Annotated in this window: 19 protein-coding genes; 7 read left to right on the forward strand and 12 right to left on the reverse strand. The window is 71.7% G+C overall.

From position 1 onward, the window contains the following. Nucleotides 1-63: 63 nt before the first annotated feature. The 5 genes from RB628_RS05585 to RB628_RS05605 all read right to left on the reverse strand — a co-directional run bounded on the left by RB628_RS05585 (nucleotide 64) and on the right by RB628_RS05605 (nucleotide 5,040). Nucleotides 64-1,053, reverse strand: coding sequence for a malate dehydrogenase (locus RB628_RS05585; protein WP_318319149.1), 990 nt, complete (start codon nucleotides 1,051-1,053; stop codon nucleotides 64-66). A 334-nt stretch (nucleotides 1,054-1,387) separates the two neighbouring features. Continuing rightward, nucleotides 1,388-2,668, reverse strand: coding sequence for an XRE family transcriptional regulator (locus tag RB628_RS05590; protein ID WP_412180595.1), 1,281 nt, complete (start codon nucleotides 2,666-2,668; stop codon nucleotides 1,388-1,390). A gap of 390 nt (nucleotides 2,669-3,058) precedes the next feature. Further along, nucleotides 3,059-3,550 (reverse strand): helix-turn-helix transcriptional regulator, encoded by a 492-nt coding sequence (locus RB628_RS05595; protein WP_318319151.1) that lies wholly within the window; start codon nucleotides 3,548-3,550, stop codon nucleotides 3,059-3,061. A 127-nt stretch (nucleotides 3,551-3,677) separates the two neighbouring features. Then, entirely contained in the window at nucleotides 3,678-4,136 is a 459-nt protein-coding gene (locus RB628_RS05600) for a DUF3017 domain-containing protein (protein WP_318319235.1), read from the reverse strand. A gap of 49 nt (nucleotides 4,137-4,185) precedes the next feature. Next, nucleotides 4,186-5,040 (reverse strand): bifunctional methylenetetrahydrofolate dehydrogenase/methenyltetrahydrofolate cyclohydrolase, encoded by an 855-nt coding sequence (locus RB628_RS05605; protein WP_318319152.1) that lies wholly within the window; start codon nucleotides 5,038-5,040, stop codon nucleotides 4,186-4,188. Between the two features lie 252 nt (nucleotides 5,041-5,292). Between RB628_RS05605 and RB628_RS05610 the strand changes: the two genes are divergently transcribed. From RB628_RS05610 to RB628_RS05625, 4 genes are all read left to right on the forward strand, one after another. Further along, complete coding sequence (locus tag RB628_RS05610) at nucleotides 5,293-5,898, forward strand: hypothetical protein (protein ID WP_318319153.1); 606 nt, start codon at nucleotides 5,293-5,295, stop codon at nucleotides 5,896-5,898. 151 nt (nucleotides 5,899-6,049) lie between these two features. Beyond that, nucleotides 6,050-6,796: an FHA domain-containing protein gene (locus RB628_RS05615; RefSeq protein WP_318319154.1), complete on the forward strand. Its 747-nt coding sequence runs from the start codon at nucleotides 6,050-6,052 to the stop codon at nucleotides 6,794-6,796. After that, a complete protein-coding gene (locus tag RB628_RS05620; protein ID WP_318319155.1) occupies nucleotides 6,796-8,427 on the forward strand; it encodes a protein kinase domain-containing protein in 1,632 nt (543 codons plus the stop codon). Before RB628_RS05615 ends, RB628_RS05620 begins: the two co-directional genes overlap by 1 nt. A gap of 99 nt (nucleotides 8,428-8,526) precedes the next feature. Beyond that, entirely contained in the window at nucleotides 8,527-8,919 is a 393-nt protein-coding gene (locus RB628_RS05625; protein WP_318319156.1) for a peptidase inhibitor family I36 protein, read from the forward strand. Between the two features lie 62 nt (nucleotides 8,920-8,981). Here the strand turns inward: RB628_RS05625 and purH are convergent, their stop codons facing one another. Beyond that, nucleotides 8,982-10,577 (reverse strand): bifunctional phosphoribosylaminoimidazolecarboxamide formyltransferase/IMP cyclohydrolase, encoded by a 1,596-nt coding sequence (gene purH / locus RB628_RS05630; RefSeq protein ID WP_412180600.1) that lies wholly within the window; start codon nucleotides 10,575-10,577, stop codon nucleotides 8,982-8,984. A gap of 8 nt (nucleotides 10,578-10,585) precedes the next feature. Beyond that, on the reverse strand, nucleotides 10,586-11,215 hold the full coding sequence (gene purN / locus RB628_RS05635) for a phosphoribosylglycinamide formyltransferase (protein WP_318319158.1): 630 nt from the start codon (nucleotides 11,213-11,215) through the stop codon (nucleotides 10,586-10,588). A gap of 283 nt (nucleotides 11,216-11,498) precedes the next feature. Here purN and RB628_RS05640 point away from each other — a divergent pair, with 283 nt between their 5' ends. Then, nucleotides 11,499-12,269: a hypothetical protein gene (locus tag RB628_RS05640; RefSeq protein ID WP_318319159.1), complete on the forward strand. Its 771-nt coding sequence runs from the start codon at nucleotides 11,499-11,501 to the stop codon at nucleotides 12,267-12,269. A 6-nt stretch (nucleotides 12,270-12,275) separates the two neighbouring features. On the opposite strand, the gene RB628_RS05645 is transcribed toward RB628_RS05640, so the two are convergent. Next, nucleotides 12,276-13,910 carry a DUF6350 family protein gene (locus tag RB628_RS05645; RefSeq protein WP_318319160.1) on the reverse strand — a complete coding sequence of 545 codons (1,635 nt, stop codon included), beginning with the start codon at nucleotides 13,908-13,910 and terminating at the stop codon, nucleotides 12,276-12,278. 97 nt (nucleotides 13,911-14,007) lie between these two features. Between RB628_RS05645 and RB628_RS05650 the strand changes: the two genes are divergently transcribed. Continuing rightward, nucleotides 14,008-15,078, forward strand: a complete 1,071-nt coding sequence (locus RB628_RS05650) for a helix-turn-helix domain-containing protein (protein ID WP_318319161.1) — start codon at nucleotides 14,008-14,010, stop codon at nucleotides 15,076-15,078. A gap of 80 nt (nucleotides 15,079-15,158) precedes the next feature. On the opposite strand, the gene sucD is transcribed toward RB628_RS05650, so the two are convergent. After that, a complete protein-coding gene (sucD, locus tag RB628_RS05655; RefSeq protein ID WP_318319162.1) occupies nucleotides 15,159-16,043 on the reverse strand; it encodes a succinate--CoA ligase subunit alpha in 885 nt (294 codons plus the stop codon). Between the two features lie 21 nt (nucleotides 16,044-16,064). Further along, complete coding sequence (gene sucC / locus RB628_RS05660; RefSeq protein ID WP_318319164.1) at nucleotides 16,065-17,243, reverse strand: ADP-forming succinate--CoA ligase subunit beta; 1,179 nt, start codon at nucleotides 17,241-17,243, stop codon at nucleotides 16,065-16,067. Between the two features lie 737 nt (nucleotides 17,244-17,980). Here sucC and RB628_RS05665 point away from each other — a divergent pair. After that, nucleotides 17,981-18,343 (forward strand): hypothetical protein, encoded by a 363-nt coding sequence (locus RB628_RS05665; RefSeq protein ID WP_318319165.1) that lies wholly within the window; start codon nucleotides 17,981-17,983, stop codon nucleotides 18,341-18,343. Between the two features lie 784 nt (nucleotides 18,344-19,127). Here RB628_RS05665 and RB628_RS05670 read toward each other — a convergent pair. After that, nucleotides 19,128-20,303: a VWA domain-containing protein gene (locus RB628_RS05670; RefSeq protein WP_318319166.1), complete on the reverse strand. Its 1,176-nt coding sequence runs from the start codon at nucleotides 20,301-20,303 to the stop codon at nucleotides 19,128-19,130. Continuing rightward, nucleotides 20,300-21,020, reverse strand: a 721-nt coding sequence (locus tag RB628_RS05675; RefSeq protein ID WP_318319167.1) for a DUF5682 family protein, incomplete at its 5' end; no start/stop codon positions are given. The genes RB628_RS05670 and RB628_RS05675, both read right to left, overlap by 4 nt.

Genomic DNA, 21,020 nt, shown 5'->3' on the forward strand with positions numbered 1-21,020 from the left:
GCCGGACGCACCCGGGCCCCGTCCGGCCGAAGCGGAACGGGGCCCGGAGCGGAACGGCTGTGACTAGATGAGGCCGAGCGCGCGGACCGCCTCGCGCTCCTCCGCCAGCTCCTGCACCGAAGCGTCGATGCGGGCGCGGGAGAAGTCGTTGATGTCCAGGCCCTGGACGATCTCGTACACGCCGTCCTTCGTGGTGACCGGGAAGGAGGAGATGAGGCCCTCCGGGACGCCGTACGAGCCGTCGGACGGGATGCCCATGGAGGCCCAGTCGCCGTCCGCCGTGCCGTTGACCCACGTGTACACGTGGTCGATGGCGGCGTTGGCGGCGGAGGCCGCCGAGGACGCGCCACGGGCCTCGATGATCGCGGCGCCGCGCTTGGCGACGGTCGGGATGAAGTCGTCCGCGAGCCACTTCTCGTCGCTCACCACCTCGGCGGCGTTCTTGCCGCCGACCGTGGCGTGGAAGATGTCGGGGTACTGGGTGGCCGAGTGGTTGCCCCAGATCGTCAGGCGCTTGATGTCGGCGACCGTGGAGCCCGTCTTCTTCGCCAGCTGCGTCAGCGCGCGGTTGTGGTCCAGTCGGGTCATCGCGGTGAAGCGCTCGGCCGGTACGTCCGGAGCGGCGGCCTGGGCGATCAGCGCGTTGGTGTTGGCCGGGTTGCCGACGACCAGGACCTTGATGTCGTCCGCGGCGTTGTCGTTGATGGCCTTGCCCTGGGGCTTGAAGATGCCGCCGTTGGCCTCCAGGAGGTCACCGCGCTCCATGCCCTTGGTACGCGGGCGGGCGCCGACCAGCAGGCCGACGTTCGCGCCGTCGAAGGCCACGTTCGGGTCGTCCGTGATGTCGATGCCCTGGAGCAGCGGGAAGGCGCAGTCGTCCAGCTCCATCGCGGTGCCCTCGGCGGCCTTGAGCGCGGGGGTGATCTCCAGGAGGCGGAGCCTGACCGGCACGTCCGCGCCGAGCAACTGGCCGGAGGCGATGCGGAAGAGCAGGGCGTAACCGATCTGGCCGGCCGCGCCGGTGACGGTGACGTTCACGGGAGTGCGGGTCATGGCGTTCTCCGTATGACAGCTGGCGGTGGGGCGTCGCTGCCCCGGTTCGGATGATCGATCTCTTGGCGTCAAGAGAGATCCAGCCGTCAGGCTATCGCGCATCCGGGATCCCGGGCGTCCGGGTCCGTGTGGCCCACCCCACAGAGCCGTACTCCGGGCCGTCACGAGCGGCGGCCGCCCGTCCGGGAGAGGAGTGACGAGCGGCCGCCGAGCGGGGACCGACCACGCGGAATCCCATGGGGCACTTCATCGCCTGCCCAGAAGCGGGCCGGGCGTTCCCCTCGTACGAAAATGCCGCGATTCCGTACGAGGGGAAGCGCCGTGGCCCTGCGTCCTACTGCGTGCAGCCCTTCTCGCCGGTCGCCTGGAGCGTGACGCACGCCGTCGCATCGCCCGCGTCCTTGACGGCCACCATCGGCGTGTACGCGTCGGTGTCCGTGTCGACCGCCCCGGTCTGCTTCGCCCCGCCGGAGGCGGAGACGTCGACCTGGTCACCCGGGACCGCCTGGGTGATGCGGGCCCACGCCGCCTGGCAGGTCTTGCTGTAGCGGACCTCGACGAGCGTGGTGCCGACGGTGACGCTGTTGGCGGTCTGCGCCAACTCGCCGCCGCAACCCATGTTCTCCGGGTCCTGGCCGGTGCACGCGTCGCCGCTGCACTCCACACCGACCGGCAGGTCGGGGTCGGTGCCGGCCGAGGTGGCCGGGGACACGCTCGGCCTGGCCTCCGGCGTGTCATCGCCCCGGTTGGTGAAGATCAGGGCCGCCGCGACCACGACCGACGCCCCCACCACACCCGCGAGGAACATCGTGAGCCGCCGCTTGCGCCGCGAACCGCCGATACCGCCCGGCCGGGCGTCCTCCGGCGGACCGCCGGGCGCCGACACGGGCGTACCGGGAGTCCAGGCCGCCGCGCCCGGATGTCCGGGCCCCCTCGATGCCCCGGAAGGTCCGGCCGGGTCCGAGGGCAGGGCGCCGCGCCCCCCGGCGCCGCCCCTCGCCGCCGGGCCCTGATATCCGGCCATGCCCCAAGAATTTCCCTCGGCCGATACGGAACTCGCCGAACTCGCGGAACTCACCGAGGCGCCGGAACCACCGCCCCGGACCGCCCCCGCCCGTACGTCGCCCGCCGCGTCCCGGGTCTCCGGGGCCGTCGGCTGCGGCGGCACGGTCGGTGAGACGCCCGCGGGTCCCGCGATTCCCGGAGTCACCGTCGCGCTCCGGGCGGCCCGCCCGTTCTTGCCGCTCCCGTTCCTCGTTTCGGCGGCAGGCGCCCCGAACTCCCCCAGCGCGGCGCGCGCCTGGGAGATCCGGATCGCCTCCATGGTCATGTCGTGCCGCATCTCCGAACGGCTCCAGGCGCGCTCGGCCAGCTCCCACATCGTCGTCAGATGGACGGGATTGGTGTTGGTGACCTCGGCCAGGGCGACGATCGCGCCCTTGGGCGCGAGGAGCCGGCCGTTGAGATAACGCTCCCAGGACGTCTTGCTGTAGCCCGTGCGGTCGGCCACCGCCGCGATGTTCAGGCCGCTGCGGTCCACGAGCCTGCGCAGCTGGCTCGCGAACTCCTTGACCTGCGGATCGAGTTCATCCGGCAAGGCCCTCCAACGAGGCATTGCTACCCCCCTCATTCCCCCCGGTCGTGCTGGCTTTTCTCCCGTGCGTACTGCCGTGGATCCCTTGGCCGAGTCCCGTCCTGGCTACCCACACGGATGCGCCCGTTCAGGATCTCGGTTCCCGGGGTGGGGGCGCACGGGAACATTGTCCTGCCTGGAGGTGCACCGTTGCACGCTCCCGGCTTGCGGTCCAGTGTTCCACCGACAGCCCTCCCGGCCGGCCGAACGCCTGGATGGTGCACGGGACGCCCCGGACCGTCCCGATTGCTCACATTAACCCCAGTGCGTTGCGCCCTGGTTGCAAATCCTCGAACTTATCGACACATCGCCACACAGAAACCACAAGAAAGGTCACACCGGACACGTGGATGTCACATTCTCTCAACGGCATCAACCAAAAACGACAGCGCCGACCACCGTGAGAAACACGAGCACCACCACGAGGAGTACGGCCACGAGCAGCACCCGCCGTGACGGGTCCCCGGCAGCCTCAAGATCCCTGGCGGACTCGGACTCCAGCCACCACGGAAGAGTGGGCACCTCCTCCTCGTACACCCCGCTGCCCACCCCGTCCTGCTGCGGCGGGTCCGGCACCGGGGCCGGTGGCCGGGGCCAGGCCCGAACCGCCAGCTCCCAGCGGACGCCGAAGCGTTCGGCGTCCGTCGAGGTCAGGCCCGCGACCCGGCACAGGGCGGCTATCGCCTGCCGGGGCGGCGGCTGGGTCGCGTTGAGGTACCGCTGCCAGGAGGACTTGCTGTACGCGGTGCGCGCGCCGAGTGCGGCCAGGCTGAGCCCGGTGCGGTCCTTGAGGAGCCGCACCTGCTCCACGAAGTGCCGCACCTCCGGCGGCAGATCGTCCGGCAGCGGCTGCCAGGCGCTCATCGCGCGTCCTCCTCGACGTCTTCGGCCGGTCCGAGGCGTTTGACGACGTCAGACGGCGGATCGGTTCCCACCGGGACAAAGTCCGGCCCGTATCCCGGAGCCCCCGCCCTGTTCGCCTGCCCCGGCCCTACTCACCGCCGCTGCGGATCGTGTATTGCAGCGTGTCGTCCAGGAACGGGATCTCCAGCCACGGCTTCGGCTGCGCCATCATCGACAGCAGCACGATGGCCGTGCCCAGCACCGTGTACGTGACCATGTCCGTGAACCGGGACCGGACGGCGAGCATGCCGACGTCGGGCACCACCCAGCGCAGCACCGCACCGGCCAGCAGCGCGGCCCCGATCAGCAGCGTCCCGTACCGGAACACGTCGAGCGCGGTCAGCAGCAGTCCGAGCCCGACCGCGCCCAGCACAACAAGGATCGGCCACTGCCGAGCGGGCGCCGGCGCGTCCCCGGAAGCCGCCCGGCCGCCTCCCTCGGGTCGCGCGGTGTCCCGCGTGAAGAGGGGGAAACGACGCGTCGTACGCCGGGGGCGCCCCTGGGCGTCCGGCGCGCTGACGGGATCCACGGCCGTGGGCTCGGGCACCTCGCCGGACTCGGTCCCGGGCTCGGGCTCCGCCCGCCTGTCCTCCGCGTCAGACGACACTGCGCTCCGCCGCCTCGACCACGTTGACGAGCAGCTGGGCGCGGGTCATCGGGCCGACTCCGCCGGGGTTCGGGGAGATCCAGGCGGCGACCTCGGCGACGCCCGGGTGGACGTCGCCCACGATCCTGCCCTCGGCGTTGCGCGAGACACCGACGTCGAGGACGGCGGCGCCCGGCTTCACGTCCTCGGGGCGGACCAGATGGGCGGAGCCCGCTGCGGCGACGATGATGTCGGCGCGGCGGAGGTGGGCGGCCAGATCACGCGTACCCGTGTGGCACTGCGTCACCGTCGCGTTCTCGCTGCGCCGGGTGAGCAGCAGCGGCATCGGGCGGCCGATGGTGACACCGCGGCCGACGACCACGACCTCCGCGCCCTTGATCTCCACGCCATGGCGGCGGAGGAGGGTGAGGATGCCGTTGGGAGTGCAGGGGAGGGGGGCCGGCTCGTTCAGGACGAGGCGGCCGAGGTTCATCGGGTGGAGGCCGTCGGCGTCCTTGTCGGGGTCCATCAGTTCGAGGATGCGGTTCTCGTCGATGCCCTTGGGGAGGGGCAGCTGGACGATGTAACCGGTGCAGGCGGGGTCCTCGTTCAGCTCGCGGACCGCCGCCTCGATCTCCTCCTGCATGGCCGTGGCGGGCAGTTCGCGCTGGATGGAGGCGATGCCGACCTGCGCGCAGTCGCGGTGCTTGCCGGCGACGTACTTCTGGCTGCCGGGGTCGTCCCCGACGAGAATCGTGCCGAGGCCGGGTGTGAGGCCCTTCTCCTTCAGCGCCGCCACGCGGGCGGTCAGATCGGATTTGATCGCGGCTGCGGTGGCCTTGCCATCGAGAATCTGGGCGGTCATGCCCCCATACTCGCGGATGACCGCCTCCGGGTTCCAATCCGGGTGCCCCACCGACATATGTGCATGATCGCGGATGTTGCACTTGCACAACACCTGCAGGATGCGTCTGGACAAGGGCGAGCGGCCTGGAGAACGATGAGTCGCACAGTGCCGCGGGCAGGGCCGGGGGGCGAACCGCATCTGTAACACCCACCTCCGTTCGGTGCCTCGCGTCGTCCCCGCACCTGACGCATACACGGAGGAAAACCCGCCATGAGTTTCGGCGACCCGAACAACCCCTACGGCCCGCCCCAGCAGCCGGCGCCCGGCTACGGTTACCCCCAGCAGCAGCCCCAGCAGCCCGGCTACGGCTACCCGGCGGCCCCGCCGCTCGGCCAGCAGGGATACGGCCAGCCGGGCTACGGCGGCTACCCGGGCGGCCCGCTCACGATGCCGGGCAATGTGAAGGCCGCCCGCGTGATGCTCTTCGTCATCGCCGGCCTCCAGGTGATCGGCGCGATCCTCATCGCGCTGTCCGCCGTCGCGATCAGCGCCGCGAAGAACGACGAGGAGCTGGCGAACAACGTCGACTTCCAGCAGCTCGCCGACTACTCGTCCGGCGCCCTGTGGGCCATGACCCTGGTGGTCCTCGCCTGGGGCGTCTTCGCGATCTTCCTGGGCGCGAAGTTCGGCAGCGGCGGCAACGGCATCCGGATCACCACGATGGTGTTCGCGATCATCACCGCCGTCCTCGGCATCTACCCGTTCATCGTCATCGGCCTGGTGCACACCGTGCTCGCGGTGCTCGTCGCGGTGTTCGTGGGCAAGTCCGAGGGCGCCGCCTGGTTCAACCGGTCGAAGTACCCGGCGGCCCACTAGCAGGCAGCGGCAGGCGTCGGCAGACAGCTGTCGTCGGCCAGTTCACGCCATTCACCCTCAAGGGCCGTGTCACCCCGCGCAAGGGGAGACACGGCCCTGGTGCGTCGCCCTACTCTGACTTCGGTAGCTGCGAGGCCTGGGGAGACGCACCTTGTACAGCATCATCGTGGTACCTCCGCCGACCACGGAGGACGAGCGACGAGACACCCGCTTCCGGCTCGCGCCCGGCGAACGGCTCACGTTCGGCCGGTCCGCGACCGACAACGACCTGGAGATCCCGCACGAGGGTGTCTCCCGCGCCGCCGGTGAGATCACCGCGCAGGGCGCCTTCTGGATACTCAGCAACCACAGCGGGTCCCAGACGTACGTCGTGGAGAACCCGGAGGGCGCGGGCGAGCACATCAAGGTGGGCCCGGGGCGCCTGGACGCGCCGGTCCCCTTCGAGTTCTCCCGGATCGTGCTTCCGGCGGCCGGTGACCTGCTGCCGATCGAGGTGTGGGCACCGCGCCACGACTACCGCGACCCGTCCGGCGGTCCGACCGGCGCGACGACGGCCCCCGCCTTCTCCGTCGACCGCACGAAGCGCTACTTCGCGGTCCTCGCCGCCCTCTGCGAGCCCCGCCTGCGCGGCGCCCCGCACGCGCCGCCGCCGACCGTCGACCAGGTCGTCGACCGGCTGCGCCCCAGCTGGCCCGCCGCGTCCCGCACTTCGGTGCAGTGGAACATCGACTACCTGGCCGTCAAGCTGCGCCTCAAGCCCGGCCCCGACGAGGCGGACACGGGCCCGCGCCTCAACGGCAAGAAGGAGTCCCTGGTATCGCTGGCGCTCCGCTTCGACCTCGTACGAGAGGACGACCTGACCGTGCTCACCAGAGCGCCGGGCCCGGTGGAGCGGTGATGCCGGAGGCGTACGCGGTGACGGTGCCCAAGGGGTACCGGGTGGGTGCCTGGGAGGTGCGGGAGCCGATCGCGACCGGGGCGTTCGGCAGCGTGTACGAGGCCCGGCGCATCGGCGCGGGACAGGACGAACAGGGCGAGATCCTCAGCGGTGGCGTGCGCGGGGACCTTCCCCGCACCGCCGCCCTCAAGTTCCTGCCCACGGGCACCGGCACCCCCCGTCACCTCGCCCACCTGCGCGAACTGGCCGACCGCGAGCTGAAGTTGCACCGCAGGCTGAAGCGCCCCCGGCTGATCCGCATGTACGAGACGCTGACCGTGGACGACCCCGCCCACCCGGACCTGGACGGCGCCGTGGTCCTCGTACTGGAGAGGGCGGAGGAGTCCCTGGCGTCCCTCCTGGGCCGCGCCCCGAGCCCGCCACCGCCCCGGGGGCCGGCCCTCCTCGCGCAGATCTGCGAGGGGCTGGTCCAGCTGCACCGGGCGGGATGGGTGCACGGGGACCTGAAACCGGCCAACGTGCTGCTGATGAAGGACGGTTCGGTGCGGCTGGCCGACTTCAACATGGCCGCGGAGCTGGAGGGCACGCACGCGTACACGCCCGCCTTCTCCACCCCCGACTACACGCCCCCGGAACTCCTGTGGGCGGAGATCGGCGAACGGGGCCGCCGCATCCGTCCGTCGGCCGACGTCTGGGCCTTCGGTGTGATGGCCCACCTGGTCCTCACCGGGGCCTTCCCGCTGCCCGGCGGCACCCCGACGACGCGCCGCGACGCGGCGGCCGCCTACGCCCGGGGCACCGACGAAATCCGTCTCTCCCCCGGACTCCCGGACGCCTGGCGGGAGATCGTGCGGGACTGTCTGACCCGTACGCACGAGGAACGGATCGACGGCGAGGCGCTGTTGCGGAGGGTGGAGGCGGCGGCGGGGACGGGGACAGGTGCCGGACTCCTGGCCCGCTTCCCGTCCCGGCTCCTCCCCCGTTCCCTGCGCCGCGGACACGGCCGCACACCGCTGATCGCGAGCGCGGCGACCGCCGTGGTAGCCGTCGCCGCGCTCGGCTACCTGCTCACCCCGTGGGCGGACGACGACCGGGCCGGCAACGCCAGGGCCACCGGCGGGACGACCGCGGTGGCGGCCGCCTCGCACGGCGCCACGGATCTCCGTACCGACAAGGGCGTACCGCCCGCCTACCGGCTGCTGATCGTCGAGACGGCGCACGACTGCGACCAACCCGGTGTCACCCCGTCCCTCATCGCGGCCATGCTGAAGGCCGAGAGCAACTTCGACCCGGACCTCGCGGACCCGGCCAAGGACGAGTACGGCATCGCCCGTTGGACGCCGAGCGTGCTGCGCTGGTGGATGCACGAGGACGGCACCCCCGGTGAGACCGTCCCCGAGCCGCCCTTCCCGCCCGCCGAGTCCATCCCGGCCATGGGCCGCTACCTGTGCTGGATCGCGCCCCGGCTGGACCCGAAGCTGCCGGGCGACCGCAGGGTACTGATCTCGGCGGCCTACCGGACGTCGTACCAGGTGGTGAACGAGGCGGCCGGTGTTCCCCCGGAGCTCCGGCCCTACGCCGAGCGCGTCGCCCGCTACCTCAAGGAGTACACGCCTCCGGGGAGAAAGTGACCCTGAGAGTTCCGAGGTACCCCTCCCCTCCCTATCCGTACGAGGGTGGGGACGTCCACCTACGGGGGTGGGTGAAGGTCTCACGAAGGGACACACACCATGAAGAAGGCAGTCTCGTTCAAGCGGGTGACCGCCGCGGCCGCCGCGCTCGCCGCGGTTGGACTGCTGTCGGCCGGCGCCGGCACCGCCGCCGCTGACCCGTCATCCGGCTCCTCCACCAGCACCGCCCGTCAGGCGGCGGACGCGAGCTGGCACGCCTACGGCTCGACGGGCTTCTCTGGTCTGGAAAGGTGGTTCTCCGGATCCACCGGGTCGTGCACCTACGTCGGCGACAACTGGAACGACAAGGTCCGGTCCGCCCGCACCGAGAACACCGCGGTCAGGGTGGAGCTGTGGGAACACGCCGACTGCACCGGGTGGTCGATCACCATCGACGACACCGGCTACGGCAACATCGGCCCGTGGGTCAGCGCCTACCGCGTCACCACCTAGGACGACCGTGGCCTCCGGCCCCCTCGGGGGAGGACCGGAGGCCACGCGCAGTTCGGCCGGACTCAGTGGAAGAAGTGCCGCGTCCCCGTGAAGTACATCGTGACGCCCGCCTTCTTCGCCGCCTCCACGACCAGCTCGTCCCGCATCGAACCGCCGGGCTGCACCACGGCCCTGACGCCGGCGGCCGTCAGGATCTCCAGCCCGTCGGGGAACGGGAAGAACGCGTCCGAGGCCGCGTACGCGCCGCGCGCCCGCTCCTCCCCCGCCCGCTCGACCGCGAGCTTCGCCGAGTCGACGCGGTTGACCTGGCCCATGCCGACGCCGACGGAGGCGCCGTCCTTGGCGAGGAGGATGGCGTTGGACTTGACGGCCCGGCACGCCTTCCAGGCGAAGGCGAGTTCCGCGAGCTCGGACGCGGACAGCGCCTCGCCCGTCGCCAGGGTCCAGTTGGCCGGATCGTCGCCGTCCGCCTGGAGACGGTCCGTCACCTGGAGGAGCGCGCCGCCGTCGATGGGCTTGACCTCGGCGGGGTGGGAGGGCGCGGCCGGGGCCTTCAGGACGCGGATGTTCTTCTTCGTGGCGAGGGCTTCGAGGGCGCCGTCCTCGTAGCCGGGCGCGACGATGACCTCGGTGAAGATCTCGGCGACCTGCTCGGCCAGCTCCTTGGAGACCGGACGGTTGACCGCGATCACACCGCCGAAGGCCGACAGCGGGTCACACGCGTGTGCCTTGCGGTGCGCCTCGGCGACGTCCGCGCCGATCGCGATGCCGCAGGGGTTGGCGTGCTTGATGATCGCGACACAGGGCTCGGAGTGGTCGTACGCGGCACGGCGCGCGGCGTCCGTGTCCGTGTAGTTGTTGTACGACATCTCCTTGCCGTGCAGCTGCTCGGCCCTGGCGAGACCGTCACCGCCCGCGGCGGAGCCGCTGATAGATGCAGTGTCGACGTACAGGGCGGCGGGCTGGTGCGGGTTCTCGCCGTAGCGGAGGGTGTTCTCGCGCTCCCAGGTGGCGCCGAGGAAGTCCGGGAACTGCGACTCGTCCACGGGGGCGTAGGAAGAGGCGAACCAGGAGGCCACGGCCACGTCGTACGCGGCCGTGTGCTGGAAGGCCTCCGCCGCGAGGCGCTTGCGGGTGACGAGGTCGAAGCCGCCGGTCTGCACGGCGCTCAGCACGTCGGCGTACCGCGCCGGGCTGGTGACCACGGCCACCGACGGGTGGTTCTTGGCGGCCGCGCGCACCATCGACGGGCCGCCGATGTCGATCTGCTCCACGCACTCGTCGGGCGAGGCGCCGGAGGCGACCGTCTCACGGAAGGGGTAGAGGTTGACGACGACCAGGTCGAAGGGCTCGACACCCAGTTCGGCGAGCTGGCTGCGGTGGTCCTCCAGGCGCAGGTCGGCGAGGATGCCCGCGTGCACCCTGGGGTGCAGGGTCTTGACCCGGCCGTCCAGGCACTCGGGGAAGCCGGTGAGCTCCTCGACCTTGGTGACGGGGACACCGGCGGCGGCGATGCGCCCGGCCGTCGACCCGGTCGAGACCAGCTCCACGCCCGCCTCGTGCAGGCCACGGGCCAGCTCTTCCAGGCCGGTCTTGTCGTAGACGCTGACGAGCGCCCGTCGGATGACCCGCTTGTTGCTCTCGGCCGTGACAGTGATGTCGGCGGTCACTGGATAACTACCTTTCGTCCCTCAATGCGATAGCCGTTGCGGGCGAGCCGCCCCACGACATCGACGAGCAGCCTTCGCTCGACTTCCTTGATGCGCTCGTGCAGAGCGCTCTCGTCGTCCTCGTCCCGGATCTCCACCACGCCCTGAGCGATGATCGGTCCGGTGTCGACGCCGTCGTCGACGAAGTGGACGGTGCAGCCGGTGACCCGGGCGCCGTACGCGAGCGCGTCGCGAACGCCGTGGGCTCCGGGAAAACTGGGCAGCAGGGCGGGATGCGTGTTGACGAACCGCCCGCCGAACAGGGCCAGGAACTCCTTGCCCACGATCTTCATGAACCCGGCGGAGACGACCAGATCGGGTTCGTGGGCGGCCACCGCACCGGCGAGCGCCGCGTCCCACTCCGCCCGGGTGCCGTGGTCCTTCACCCGGCACACGAAGGTGGGCAGCCCGGCCCGTTCCGCGCGCGCGAGCCCCTCGATGCCGTCACGGTCGGCCCCGACGGCGACGATCTCGGCCCCGTAGGCCTCGGCGCCGGTGGCCGCGATGGTGTCGAGGAGCGCCTGAAGATTGGTACCGGATCCGGAGACCAACACGACAAGGCGCTTGGCGGCCTGGGACTCGGCCACGGCGGGGCCCTTTCTCGGGGGAGCGTTTGTACGGTCGTACGAATGCTTCGCGCCCCGGGATACGGGGAAGTCTACGAAGCGGCCGACCGCCAGCAACGATACCGGCACACCGGACAGCCCCCACGGGACGGGGGCGTGGCCGGAAGGTAGCGTCTGGGAGGAGCCCGTCCGGGAACGCCGTCGTCGTACGGCGCGTTCACGGGGTGACGGCTCACGCCGGAACAGCCGTAATCGACAGCCACGGACCACCAGCCGTGATCAACAAGGGGAAGACGCTCACTTGATGTCCGACCGCAGCCTGCGACTCCTCACGCTCACCCCGCAGTCGGTGCTGCTGCGGGAGAGCCCCGCGTCGCCGCCCGACGCGACCTCGGGCAAGAAGAACGGCGACGGGCAGGAGAGTGCGGCCCAGGACGACAACCCGTTCGCCCCGCCGCCGGAGGGCACACCGGACAAGCCCTGGCAGCCCCGGCGCCCGGCTGACGACGACTCGTCCGACGACGGCGGCCGCTCCCCCTGGGGCAGCCAGTGGAGCGACCGGCAGCCCGGCCGCACTCCGGGCGTCTTCGGCGATCGCTCCGGCAGGTCCGGCGGACAGGGCGGCCCCGGGGGACCGGGCGACGGACCGGGCACCAACCCGCGCTGGGACCCGACGGACCCGGCCCAGCGCCATGCGCGGTACGCACTGCTGTGCGGCATGTGGGCCTTCTTCTTCGCCCTCTTCAGCTGGCCGTACGTCGCGCTGCTGCTCGGCGCGCTCGCCCTGCACTGGGGCATCAGCGCCCTGCGCGCCAAGCCCCGCACCCCGAACCCGGACACCCCGGCACCCTCGCAGGGCACGGGGGGCGGAAGTCGGCCGCAGACGACGTCCGCGATCAGCGGCCTGGTCACGGCATCCCTGGCGCTGGCCATGGTCGCCGCGACGTTCAGTCTCCAGTTCGTCTACCGCGACTACTACACATGCACGAACGACGCGCTCACGACCACCGCGAAGAAGGACTGCAACAACCTGCTCCCCGAGGAACTCCGGGGTGTGTTCGGCACGAACAACTAGACCCGGTCACGGCTCCGGCTCCGGTCGCGGTTCTTCGGGCTCCGGTGGCCGCGTGGCCGACGCCTCCTTGAGCGCCGCCCAGCGGGCCTCGCGGGACGCGGTGTCGTACCAGGGCGAGAGTGAGGGCGACGGCAGGTCGGTGGGCAGGAAGTCGTAGGCGGCCTCCGCCTCGTACGGGTCGCTCGCCTCGTACGTGTCTCCGGCCGTGGTCCCGTGCGGCTTCTTCGCCCCGTCGGGCACTCCCGGGGGCGTCAACGTCAGCGTTCCGGTGTCCTTCGGCGGCTTCCGCAGCCGCCAGGCGCGCAGCCCCAGGGCCGTCGGTACGGCGACGGCCGCCGTCCACGCCAGCGTCGCCGCCCCCGTCTGCCACCACACAGGCCCGACGTGGGCGAGCGCGTGGTTGCCGAGCGGTCCGCCCGCCAGCGCGGCCAGCACGGCCAGCGCACCCGCGCACAGGGTGGCGGCAAGGGCCGCGTTCGCGGCGGTACGCCCGCCCGACCAGGGTGTTCTTCCTTCCGCGGGGCCTGCCGCCCGCGCCGTGAACCAGGCCACCGTCAGCCCGGCCGCCACCGGTACGGCGGCGACCGCCCAGGTCAGCGGGGTGCCCGGGCCGGCGTCCGGGACCGCCGCCAGCAGTGGGAAGGGCGGCAGCAGCGGGGCCGGGTCGGAGGCCAGCGGGCCCGTGACATGGTCCGCGCCGAGCGCGAAACCCGGGCCGAGGGCATAGGCCGCTCCCCACAGCGCCGCGTTGGGGATCAGCGCCAGGCAGAGCAGCAGCACGGCGATCCGGCCCGACCACGCCTCCGTCAACTGGAGGAAGGAGGCCCGGGCAATCCCGCCGTGTCCCACCAGCGACACCGCGACGAGCAGCGCCCCGCCCCCGACGAACACGGCGGTACCGGCCCCGGCGGCCCGCCCGGCGGCCAGGGCGCGGCCACGGGCACCCGGGTCCAGGACGCGCCGGCGCACCCACCTGGGCAACAGATACAGCGCCCGGGCCGGCAGGGGCCCGCCCGGGCGGCCGTACGCCGTCCACACCCCGGCGCCCGCCGCGGCCATGGCGAGCAGCGGCACGCATACGGCCGTCCACGTCCAGTCGGGGCGCAGCCCGCCCCCGGCCGCGTACAGAGCGACACCCCCGCCGACGGTCAGATATCCGGCGACGACGCCGAGCCAGGCGGTACGGGCGGGGACGGGGGGCGCGTCCTCCGCCGCCCCCTCGTCCTCCGGGCCCTCCGTCGCGTCGCGGGCGGCGCGGTGCAGGAGCCAGGCCGGGAGCGCGAGCAGCAGGAGGGGGGTGACGCCGACGGGGGCGGGGGCGCCGGACAGGCCGTCCACACGGACGAGCTCGACCCCGTGGGCGAGCAGCCAGAGCGCGGCGGCGATGTGCAGCGCCCCGTCGGGTCCGCTGTCCGGATACGGCGAGCTGATCCACAGCACCATGACGAGCACGGCGAACGAACCGAGCCCGAGCCCGGCCGCGACCGCGCCGCCGAGCAGACCGGCACCCAGTCCGGGGGAACGGTCCCGCACCCGGTCACGCAGCCGGTCGCGGACCCGGGTGCGGACCCGGGTGCGGACCCGGGTGCGCAGTAGCGGAAAGGGAGGCCTGCGGTCGGTCGTCTGGGTCACGAGCGCCATGGTCCCAACGACACGCGCTTTTCCGCCGTAACAGGCAAACTTACGACGTGTCACTCAATATACGTTTTATGTACTTTTTCGCGCGAAAGGGCACCCGGTGACGCAGAGCCCCGCCACCCCGCTGCCCCCGCCCGCCGAACGCCGACGCCTGCGCGAGTCCCGGTCGCTGACGCAGGCCCAGGTCGCGAAACGGGTGGGCGTCAGCCGCGAGACGGTACGCGCGTGGGAGACCGGCCGCGCGGCACCGCGCGGACGCAGGGCCCAGACATACGCGCGCCTGCTGGCGGCTGCACCGACGACACTGACGGGCGCCGGCGCCGGCGCCGGCACCGAAGAAACCAGGGAACTGGCCCCCAACGCACCCACCACCCCGCTGACGCCCGCTCATGCCTTCGACGCGCTCTACTCGATCTGCGCCCCCGCCCTCGTACGGCAGACCTATCTCCTCACCGGGCGGCGGGAGTTGGCGCGCGAGTCGGTCGAACGGGCGTTCCAGCTGGCCTGGCACCACTGGCCCGAGGTGGCCGTGGACCCGGACCCGGCGGGGTGGGTACGGGCGACGGCGTACGAGTGCGCTCTCTCCCCCTGGCACCGCTTCCGCCCCCGCCACCGGCATCCGGAGGCACCGCCGGCCGACCGGACCGACCGCGCGCTGCTGTCCGTACTCCTGCAACTCCCCCCGCCGTACCGCCGCACCCTGCTCCTGTACGACGGTGTGGGCCTCGGCCTGCCCGAGACCGCGGCGGAGACGGAGGCGAGCACCCCGGCGACGGCGAACCGTCTGCTCCACGCGCGCGAGGCGGTGGCGGCCCACCTCCCGGACCTCGCGGACCCGGCCCACCTCTCGTCCCGCCTGGCGGGACTGGCCACCCACGCCCGCCTGCGCGCCGCCCACCCCTCGTCGGTCCGCGCGGGCGGCGAACGCCGCGCCCGGAACTGGACCCACGCGGCGATCGCCTTCACGATCGCCCTGATCGGCGCCACCACGTTCACCCTTAACACGGCCCCCACCCGGTACGAGCCCCCGGTGGCCCCGGGGACGACCGTGCAGGGGGTACCACCTCACGCGGCACCGGGGGCGTTGTCTCGGAGCAAGCTGGCCCTTCGGACGAGGCTGCAGGGCGCGGCAGCGAACGGCCCGGAGAGGGTGACGCCGGAGGCGAGGTGAGCGGCGGCGCTCACCCGCACCAACGCCAGTGGGCCCGCCCCCACAAAGGGAACGGGCCCACCGAGGTTCTGCCAACCAGCTCAGCCGGCGAGAATCTCGCGCGCAAGCTTCGCCGTCTCCGTCGGCGTCTTGCCGACCTTGACACCGGCGGCCTCAAGCGCTTCCTTCTTCGCGGCGGCCGTACCCGACGAGCCGGAGACGATGGCACCGGCGTGGCCCATCGTCTTGCCCTCGGGCGCGGTGAAGCCAGCGACGTAACCGACGACCGGCTTCGTCACGTTCTTCGCGATGAAGTCCGCGGCACGCTCCTCCGCGTCGCCACCGATCTCACCGATCATCACGATCAGGTCGGTGTCGGGGTCGGCCTCGAACGCGGCGAGCGCGTCGATGTGCGTCGTACCGATGACGGGGTCGCCACCGATACCCACCGCCGACGAGAAGCCGATGTCACGCAGCTCGTACATCATCTGGTACGTCAGCGTGCCGGACTTCGAGACCAGACCGATACGGCCCGGCTTCGTGATGTCGCCCGGAATGATGCCGGCGTTCGACTGACCCGGGGTGATGAGACCGGGGCAGTTCGGGCCGATGATCCGGGTCTTGCTGCCCTGCGACACGGCGTACGCGTAGAACGCGGCCGAGTCGTGGACGGCGATGCCCTCGGTGATGACGACCGCGAGGGGGATCTCCGCGTCGATCGCCTCGACCACGGCGGCCCTGGCGAAGGCCGGCGGTACGAAGAGGACCGATACGTTCGCGCCCGTCTTCTCCATCGCCTCGGCGACCGTGCCGAAGACCGGGATCTCGGTGCCGTCGAAGTCGACCGACGTACCGGCCTTGCGCGGGTTCACGCCACCGACGATGTTCGAGCCGTCGGCCAGCATGAGCTTGGTGTGCTTCATGCCCGTGGCACCGGTCATGCCCTGGACGATGACCCTGGAGTCCTTGTTGAGGAAAATAGCCATGGCTGTTTAGTCCCTCGTCCCTTACTTCGCAGCCGCGAGCTCGGCGGCCTTGTCGGCCGCGCCGTCCATGGTGTCCACGCGCTGGACCAGCGGGTGGTTGGCGTCGGAGAGGATCTTGCGACCCAGCTCGGCGTTGTTGCCGTCGAGGCGGACGACGAGGGGCTTGGTGACTTCCTCGCCCCTGTCCGCGAGCAGCTGCAGCGCCTGCACGATGCCGTTGGCGACCTCGTCGCACGCGGTGATGCCGCCGAAGACGTTGACGAACACGGACTTGACGTCCGGGTCGCCGAGGATGATCTCCAGGCCGTTCGCCATGACGGCGGCGGAGGCGCCACCGCCGATGTCGAGGAAGTTGGCGGGCTTGACCCCACCGTGCGCCTCACCGGCGTACGCGACCACGTCGAGGGTGCTCATGACGAGACCCGCACCGTTGCCGATGATGCCGACCTCACCGTCGAGTTTGACGTAGTTGAGGTTCTTCTCCTTGGCCGCGGCCTCAAGGGGGTTCGCGGCCGCGTGGTCGACGAGCTCCTCGTGGTCGGGGTGGCGGAAGTCCGCGTTCTCGTCCAGCGAGACCTTGCCGTCGAGGGCGAGGACGTCACCGGAGGCGACCTTGGCCAGCGGGTTGACCTCGACGAGAAGGGCGTCCTCCTCGATGAACGTCTTCCACAGGGTGACGAGGATGTCGGCGATCTTGCCGGCGACCTCGGCCGGGAACTTCGCGGCCTCGACGATCTCGCGCGCCTTCTCGGGGGTCACACCCTCGTTGGCGTCGATCGGGGTCTTGGCGACGGCCTCGGGGCGCTCGACCGCCACCTCCTCGATCTCCATGCCGCCCTCGACGGACGCGATGGAGAGGAAGGTGCGGTTGGTGCGGTCGAGGAGGAAGGAGACGTAGTACTCCTCCAGGATCTCCGGAGCGGTCTCGGCGATCATCACCTTGTGGACCGTGTGGCCCTTGATGTCCATGCCGAGGATGTCCGTCGCGCGGGCGACGGCCTCGTCCGGGGTGGCGGCGAGCTTCACGCCGCCGGCCTTGCCTCGCCCACCGACCTTCACCTGCGCCTTGACGACGGACTTGCCGCCCAGGCGCTCGGTCGCCGCGCGCGCCGCCTCAGGCGTGTCGATGACTTCACCGGCCAGCACCGGTACACCGTGCTTGGCGAAGAGGTCCCTCGCCTGGTACTCGAACAGGTCCACGCGCGTCCGTCCCTATCAGTGATCTCGCGGTTCGTTGGATGCGTGGGCGTGCCGCGAAGGGCAACGTGACGTCCGCTGTGTCACAAGGGTGGCGCACACGATGTCCGAGCGCGCGGCATGTCCGTCTCGCAGGTTATCGCCGCTCGCCGCTGGTCCCTAAATCAGGAATCACACCTGAGCGGTGATACCTGTCACAGAGTGCCACTCACGGCCGCCGATCGCCCCGTGCGAGGGCCCCTCCAAGGCACGTTTGCGGTGCATTGGGGTGCAAAGGTGAGGCCTCACCGGGCTGGGGTAGGCCCGGTGAGGCCTCGGGAAGGCCCGCCAACGGCTTTGACGGTCCTCCGGCAAGCGGCCCCCTCCCCTATGGGAACCGCTCACCGCCGTCCGCCGGGCACGCCCCGGGCCGGACCGATGGCATTCGGCCGTACGGGGGCTTTCCCGGCGGAGTCCGGATGGTCCGCACGTCAGCGGGTGTGCGGAGGTCGGGCGCGGGGCGCCCAGTATGCGCGGGGCCGGGTGCGGGAGGCCGTGCGCACGCAGGGCCGGGCGCACGCAGGGCCGGGTGCACGCAGGGCCGGTCGCCCGCTGACACTCCGTGCAGTCGCAGCGATCTCCGTGTGCGCACCCGGTGACACCGGTTGGCTGAGCCCGTACGGCCCGACGGATTCGCGTTCGCGCGCGGCGACAGAACGGAGGGGAGATCTGCCCTATGCGGGGGAAACCGGAATGTCCCGGTGCCTGTCCCTGACCTCGGCACCGGCGGCGACCGGGGCGACCCCCGGCCCGCTGCACACCGGCGCCCGCTGGTTCAACGCGACGGCATGCGCATCGCCGTGCCCACCATTCCGGGGGCCACCGGCGTCGACGGCCACCCGATCACCGAGCGCCCCGTCCGGCATGTCACCGGGCGCCTGACGCACAGGCGCCCGCGAGACGAGTACGCCGCCCCGGTCGCCGGACGTCACCACACCACGGACGTCCACGACACCCTCGGCCCGACCGAGGAACCGAGGTCCGTGGGCAACGCCGCCCTGATGCGTCCCGGCGGCGGACGTCGGCCGAGGCCTGTCCGGTCGCGAGGGGGAAGCGGGCGATGAGGGCGGGGCGGGGGAGGCTGGAGGAGAGGGAGCGGTGGGAGAAGAGGGGACGGTGGGCAACGCGGGCGCACCCGGAAGCACGGGAAGCTCAGGAATCACCGGACCTTCCGGCACCTCCGGACCTTCCGGCGCCTCCGGAAGTTCGGGCACCTCCGGAAGTTCGGGAAGTGCCGGAAGTTCGGGCATCTCCGGGAGCGCCGGGAGTTCGGGGAGTGCCGGGAGCGCAGGCAACGTCGGCAGCACAGGGAACGCTGGCAGGACAGGGAGTTCCGGAAGCTCGGGTAAGCGGGGAGCGCCGGTGCCGGTGGTGGCGGCGGCAGAATAGGCAGCGTCGGCGCGGATACCTCCGCCAACTCCTCGGTCACGGCCTCACCGAGACCACCTCCCGGCGGTCCGGCCTGCTCGGCCACCGGCCGAACCACATCGCCCCGGACCGACGGCGCACCCTCTGCCGCATGCGCCCGCTCCCCGCAGAGGAACCCGAACACGAACAACCCGGCCACCAGCACCGCCACTTGCAACGCGCGCCGCCCCGCCCCCGTACGCGTCAGACGCAGTACGGCCATGGACAAGGCGGCTGGCCAGTTCAAGAGGAGGGACCCTCCAGGCGGCGATACGGCGACGAGCGTCGCGAAACGGCAGCGTCATGAGGTGACAGCGCCACGAGACGACGGGGAACAAGACGAGGCGGCGCCGATCCTCGCACGGCCCTCCCGAGGTTGCGCAAGCCCCCCGTTACCGATGCGCACTCATGTCCGTTTTGCCGACCGGGGCCGCCCTCGCCTCACTCGGTGTCGGGTATCGGCAGCGGGCGCTTCTCGATCGCCGCGGCCATGATGTCCGGGAACAGATCTGGCGTGCAGGCGAACGCCGGTGCGCCCAGCGCCGCGAGCGCCGCCGCGTGCTCCCTGTCGTACGCCGGTGCCCCCTCGTCGGACAGTGCGAGCAGCGTCACGAACTGCACCCCGGACGCCTTCATCGCGGCGACCCGCTTCAGCATCTCGTCGCGTATGCCTCCCTCGTAGAGGTCGCTGATCAGCACGACGACGGTCTCGGCAGGCCGGGTGATCTGCGACTGGCAGTACGCGAGCGCCCTGTTGATGTCCGTACCGCCGCCGAGCTGCGTACCGAACAGCACATCCACCGGATCGTCGAGCTGATCGGTGAGATCGACGACCGCCGTGTCGAAGACGACCAACCGTGTGTCAATCGACCGCATGGACGCCAGCACCGCCCCGAACACCGACGCGTACACCACCGACGCCGCCATCGATCCCGACTGGTCGATACAGAGGACGACCTCCTTCTTCACCGACTGGGAAGCGCGCCCGTAGCCGATGAGCCGCTCCGGCACGATCGTGCGGTACTCGGGTAGGTAGTGCTTGAGGTTGGCCGCGATCGTGCGGTTCCAGTCGACGTCGTGATGGCGCGGCCTGTTGATACGGGCACTGCGGTCCAGCGCCCCGGTGAGTGTGGCCCGGGTCCTCGTCGCGAGCCGCTTCTCCAGGTCCTCGACGACCTTGCGTACGACCGTTCTCGCCGTCTCCTTCGTCGTCTCCGGCATCGCCTTGTTGAGGGAGAGCAGCGTGCCGACGAGGTGGACGTCCGCCTCGACCGCCTCCAGCATCTCGGGCTCCAGCAGGAGGGCGGAGAGCCCGAGCCGGTCGATGGCGTCCCGTTGCATGACCTGGACGACGGACGACGGGAAGTACGTCCGGATGTCCCCGAGCCACCGCGCGACCGACGGCGCGGACGCCCCGAGCCCCGCCGAACGGTCCCGCCCTGCCCGGTCCTTGCCCCCGTCCCCTCTCCCGTAGAGCGCGGCGAGCGCCCCGTCCATCGCGGCGTCCTGCCCGGAGAGCGCGCAGCCGGTACCGTCCGCCGCGTCGCCCCCGAGCACGAGCCGCCACCGCCGCAACCGCTCCTGTGCCGGATCCGCCGACTCGGTCGCCGTCGTCATGTCCCCACCCCCACAAGGTTGTTGTGATCGACGCCCCCGTCACCGGCCTCCGACGGCCCGAGCAGCAGCCGCACCACCGGCAACACGGCATCCGCCCGCCGGGCGTCGAGGTCGGGTGCGAAGCCCGCCACACCGGCGGCGCCCGCCACCGCGCTCCCCCGTTCCCCGGGGCCCCGCCGGACCAGTTCCCCCAGCGTTCTGCGCACCCCGGGCTCGTACGCCGAGAAGGTGCGCCTCAGCAGCGGCAGCACATCGGTGAACGCCTCCGCCGGCACGCCGGTCAGCCAGGCGTCGACCAGGCCGAGCAGCCGTTCGTCGTGCACCAGCAGCATCCCGCCCCCGGAGCCGCCCCCGACGAATCCCTCGATCCACGCGGCCGCGTCACCGGGCGCCGTCCCCGGCGACAGCACGAGCCCCATGAGCACGGCGGCCTCGTTCTGCGCCAGCTCCCCGTCGTCCAGCAGCAGCCGAACGGCCCGCCCGCGCACGACGCCGGCCACGCTGTCCCGCGCGGACAACACCCGAAGCACGGAGTGCCAGCGGCTCCGCAACTCGCTGTGACGCCTCGGGGCTGGGGCATCCGCCGCGGTGTTCGCGTGGGCATCCACAGGGTCACCTGCGAGAGCCTCCTCCGACTCGTCAGAGTGCCCACAGCGCCGCAGCTCACCGAGATCCCCAGACGCAGGCACACCCGCCACAGCACCCGCGCAGGCATCC

This window comes from Streptomyces sp. ADMS (assembly GCF_033441795.1).
Classification (GTDB): domain Bacteria; phylum Actinomycetota; class Actinomycetes; order Streptomycetales; family Streptomycetaceae; genus Streptomyces.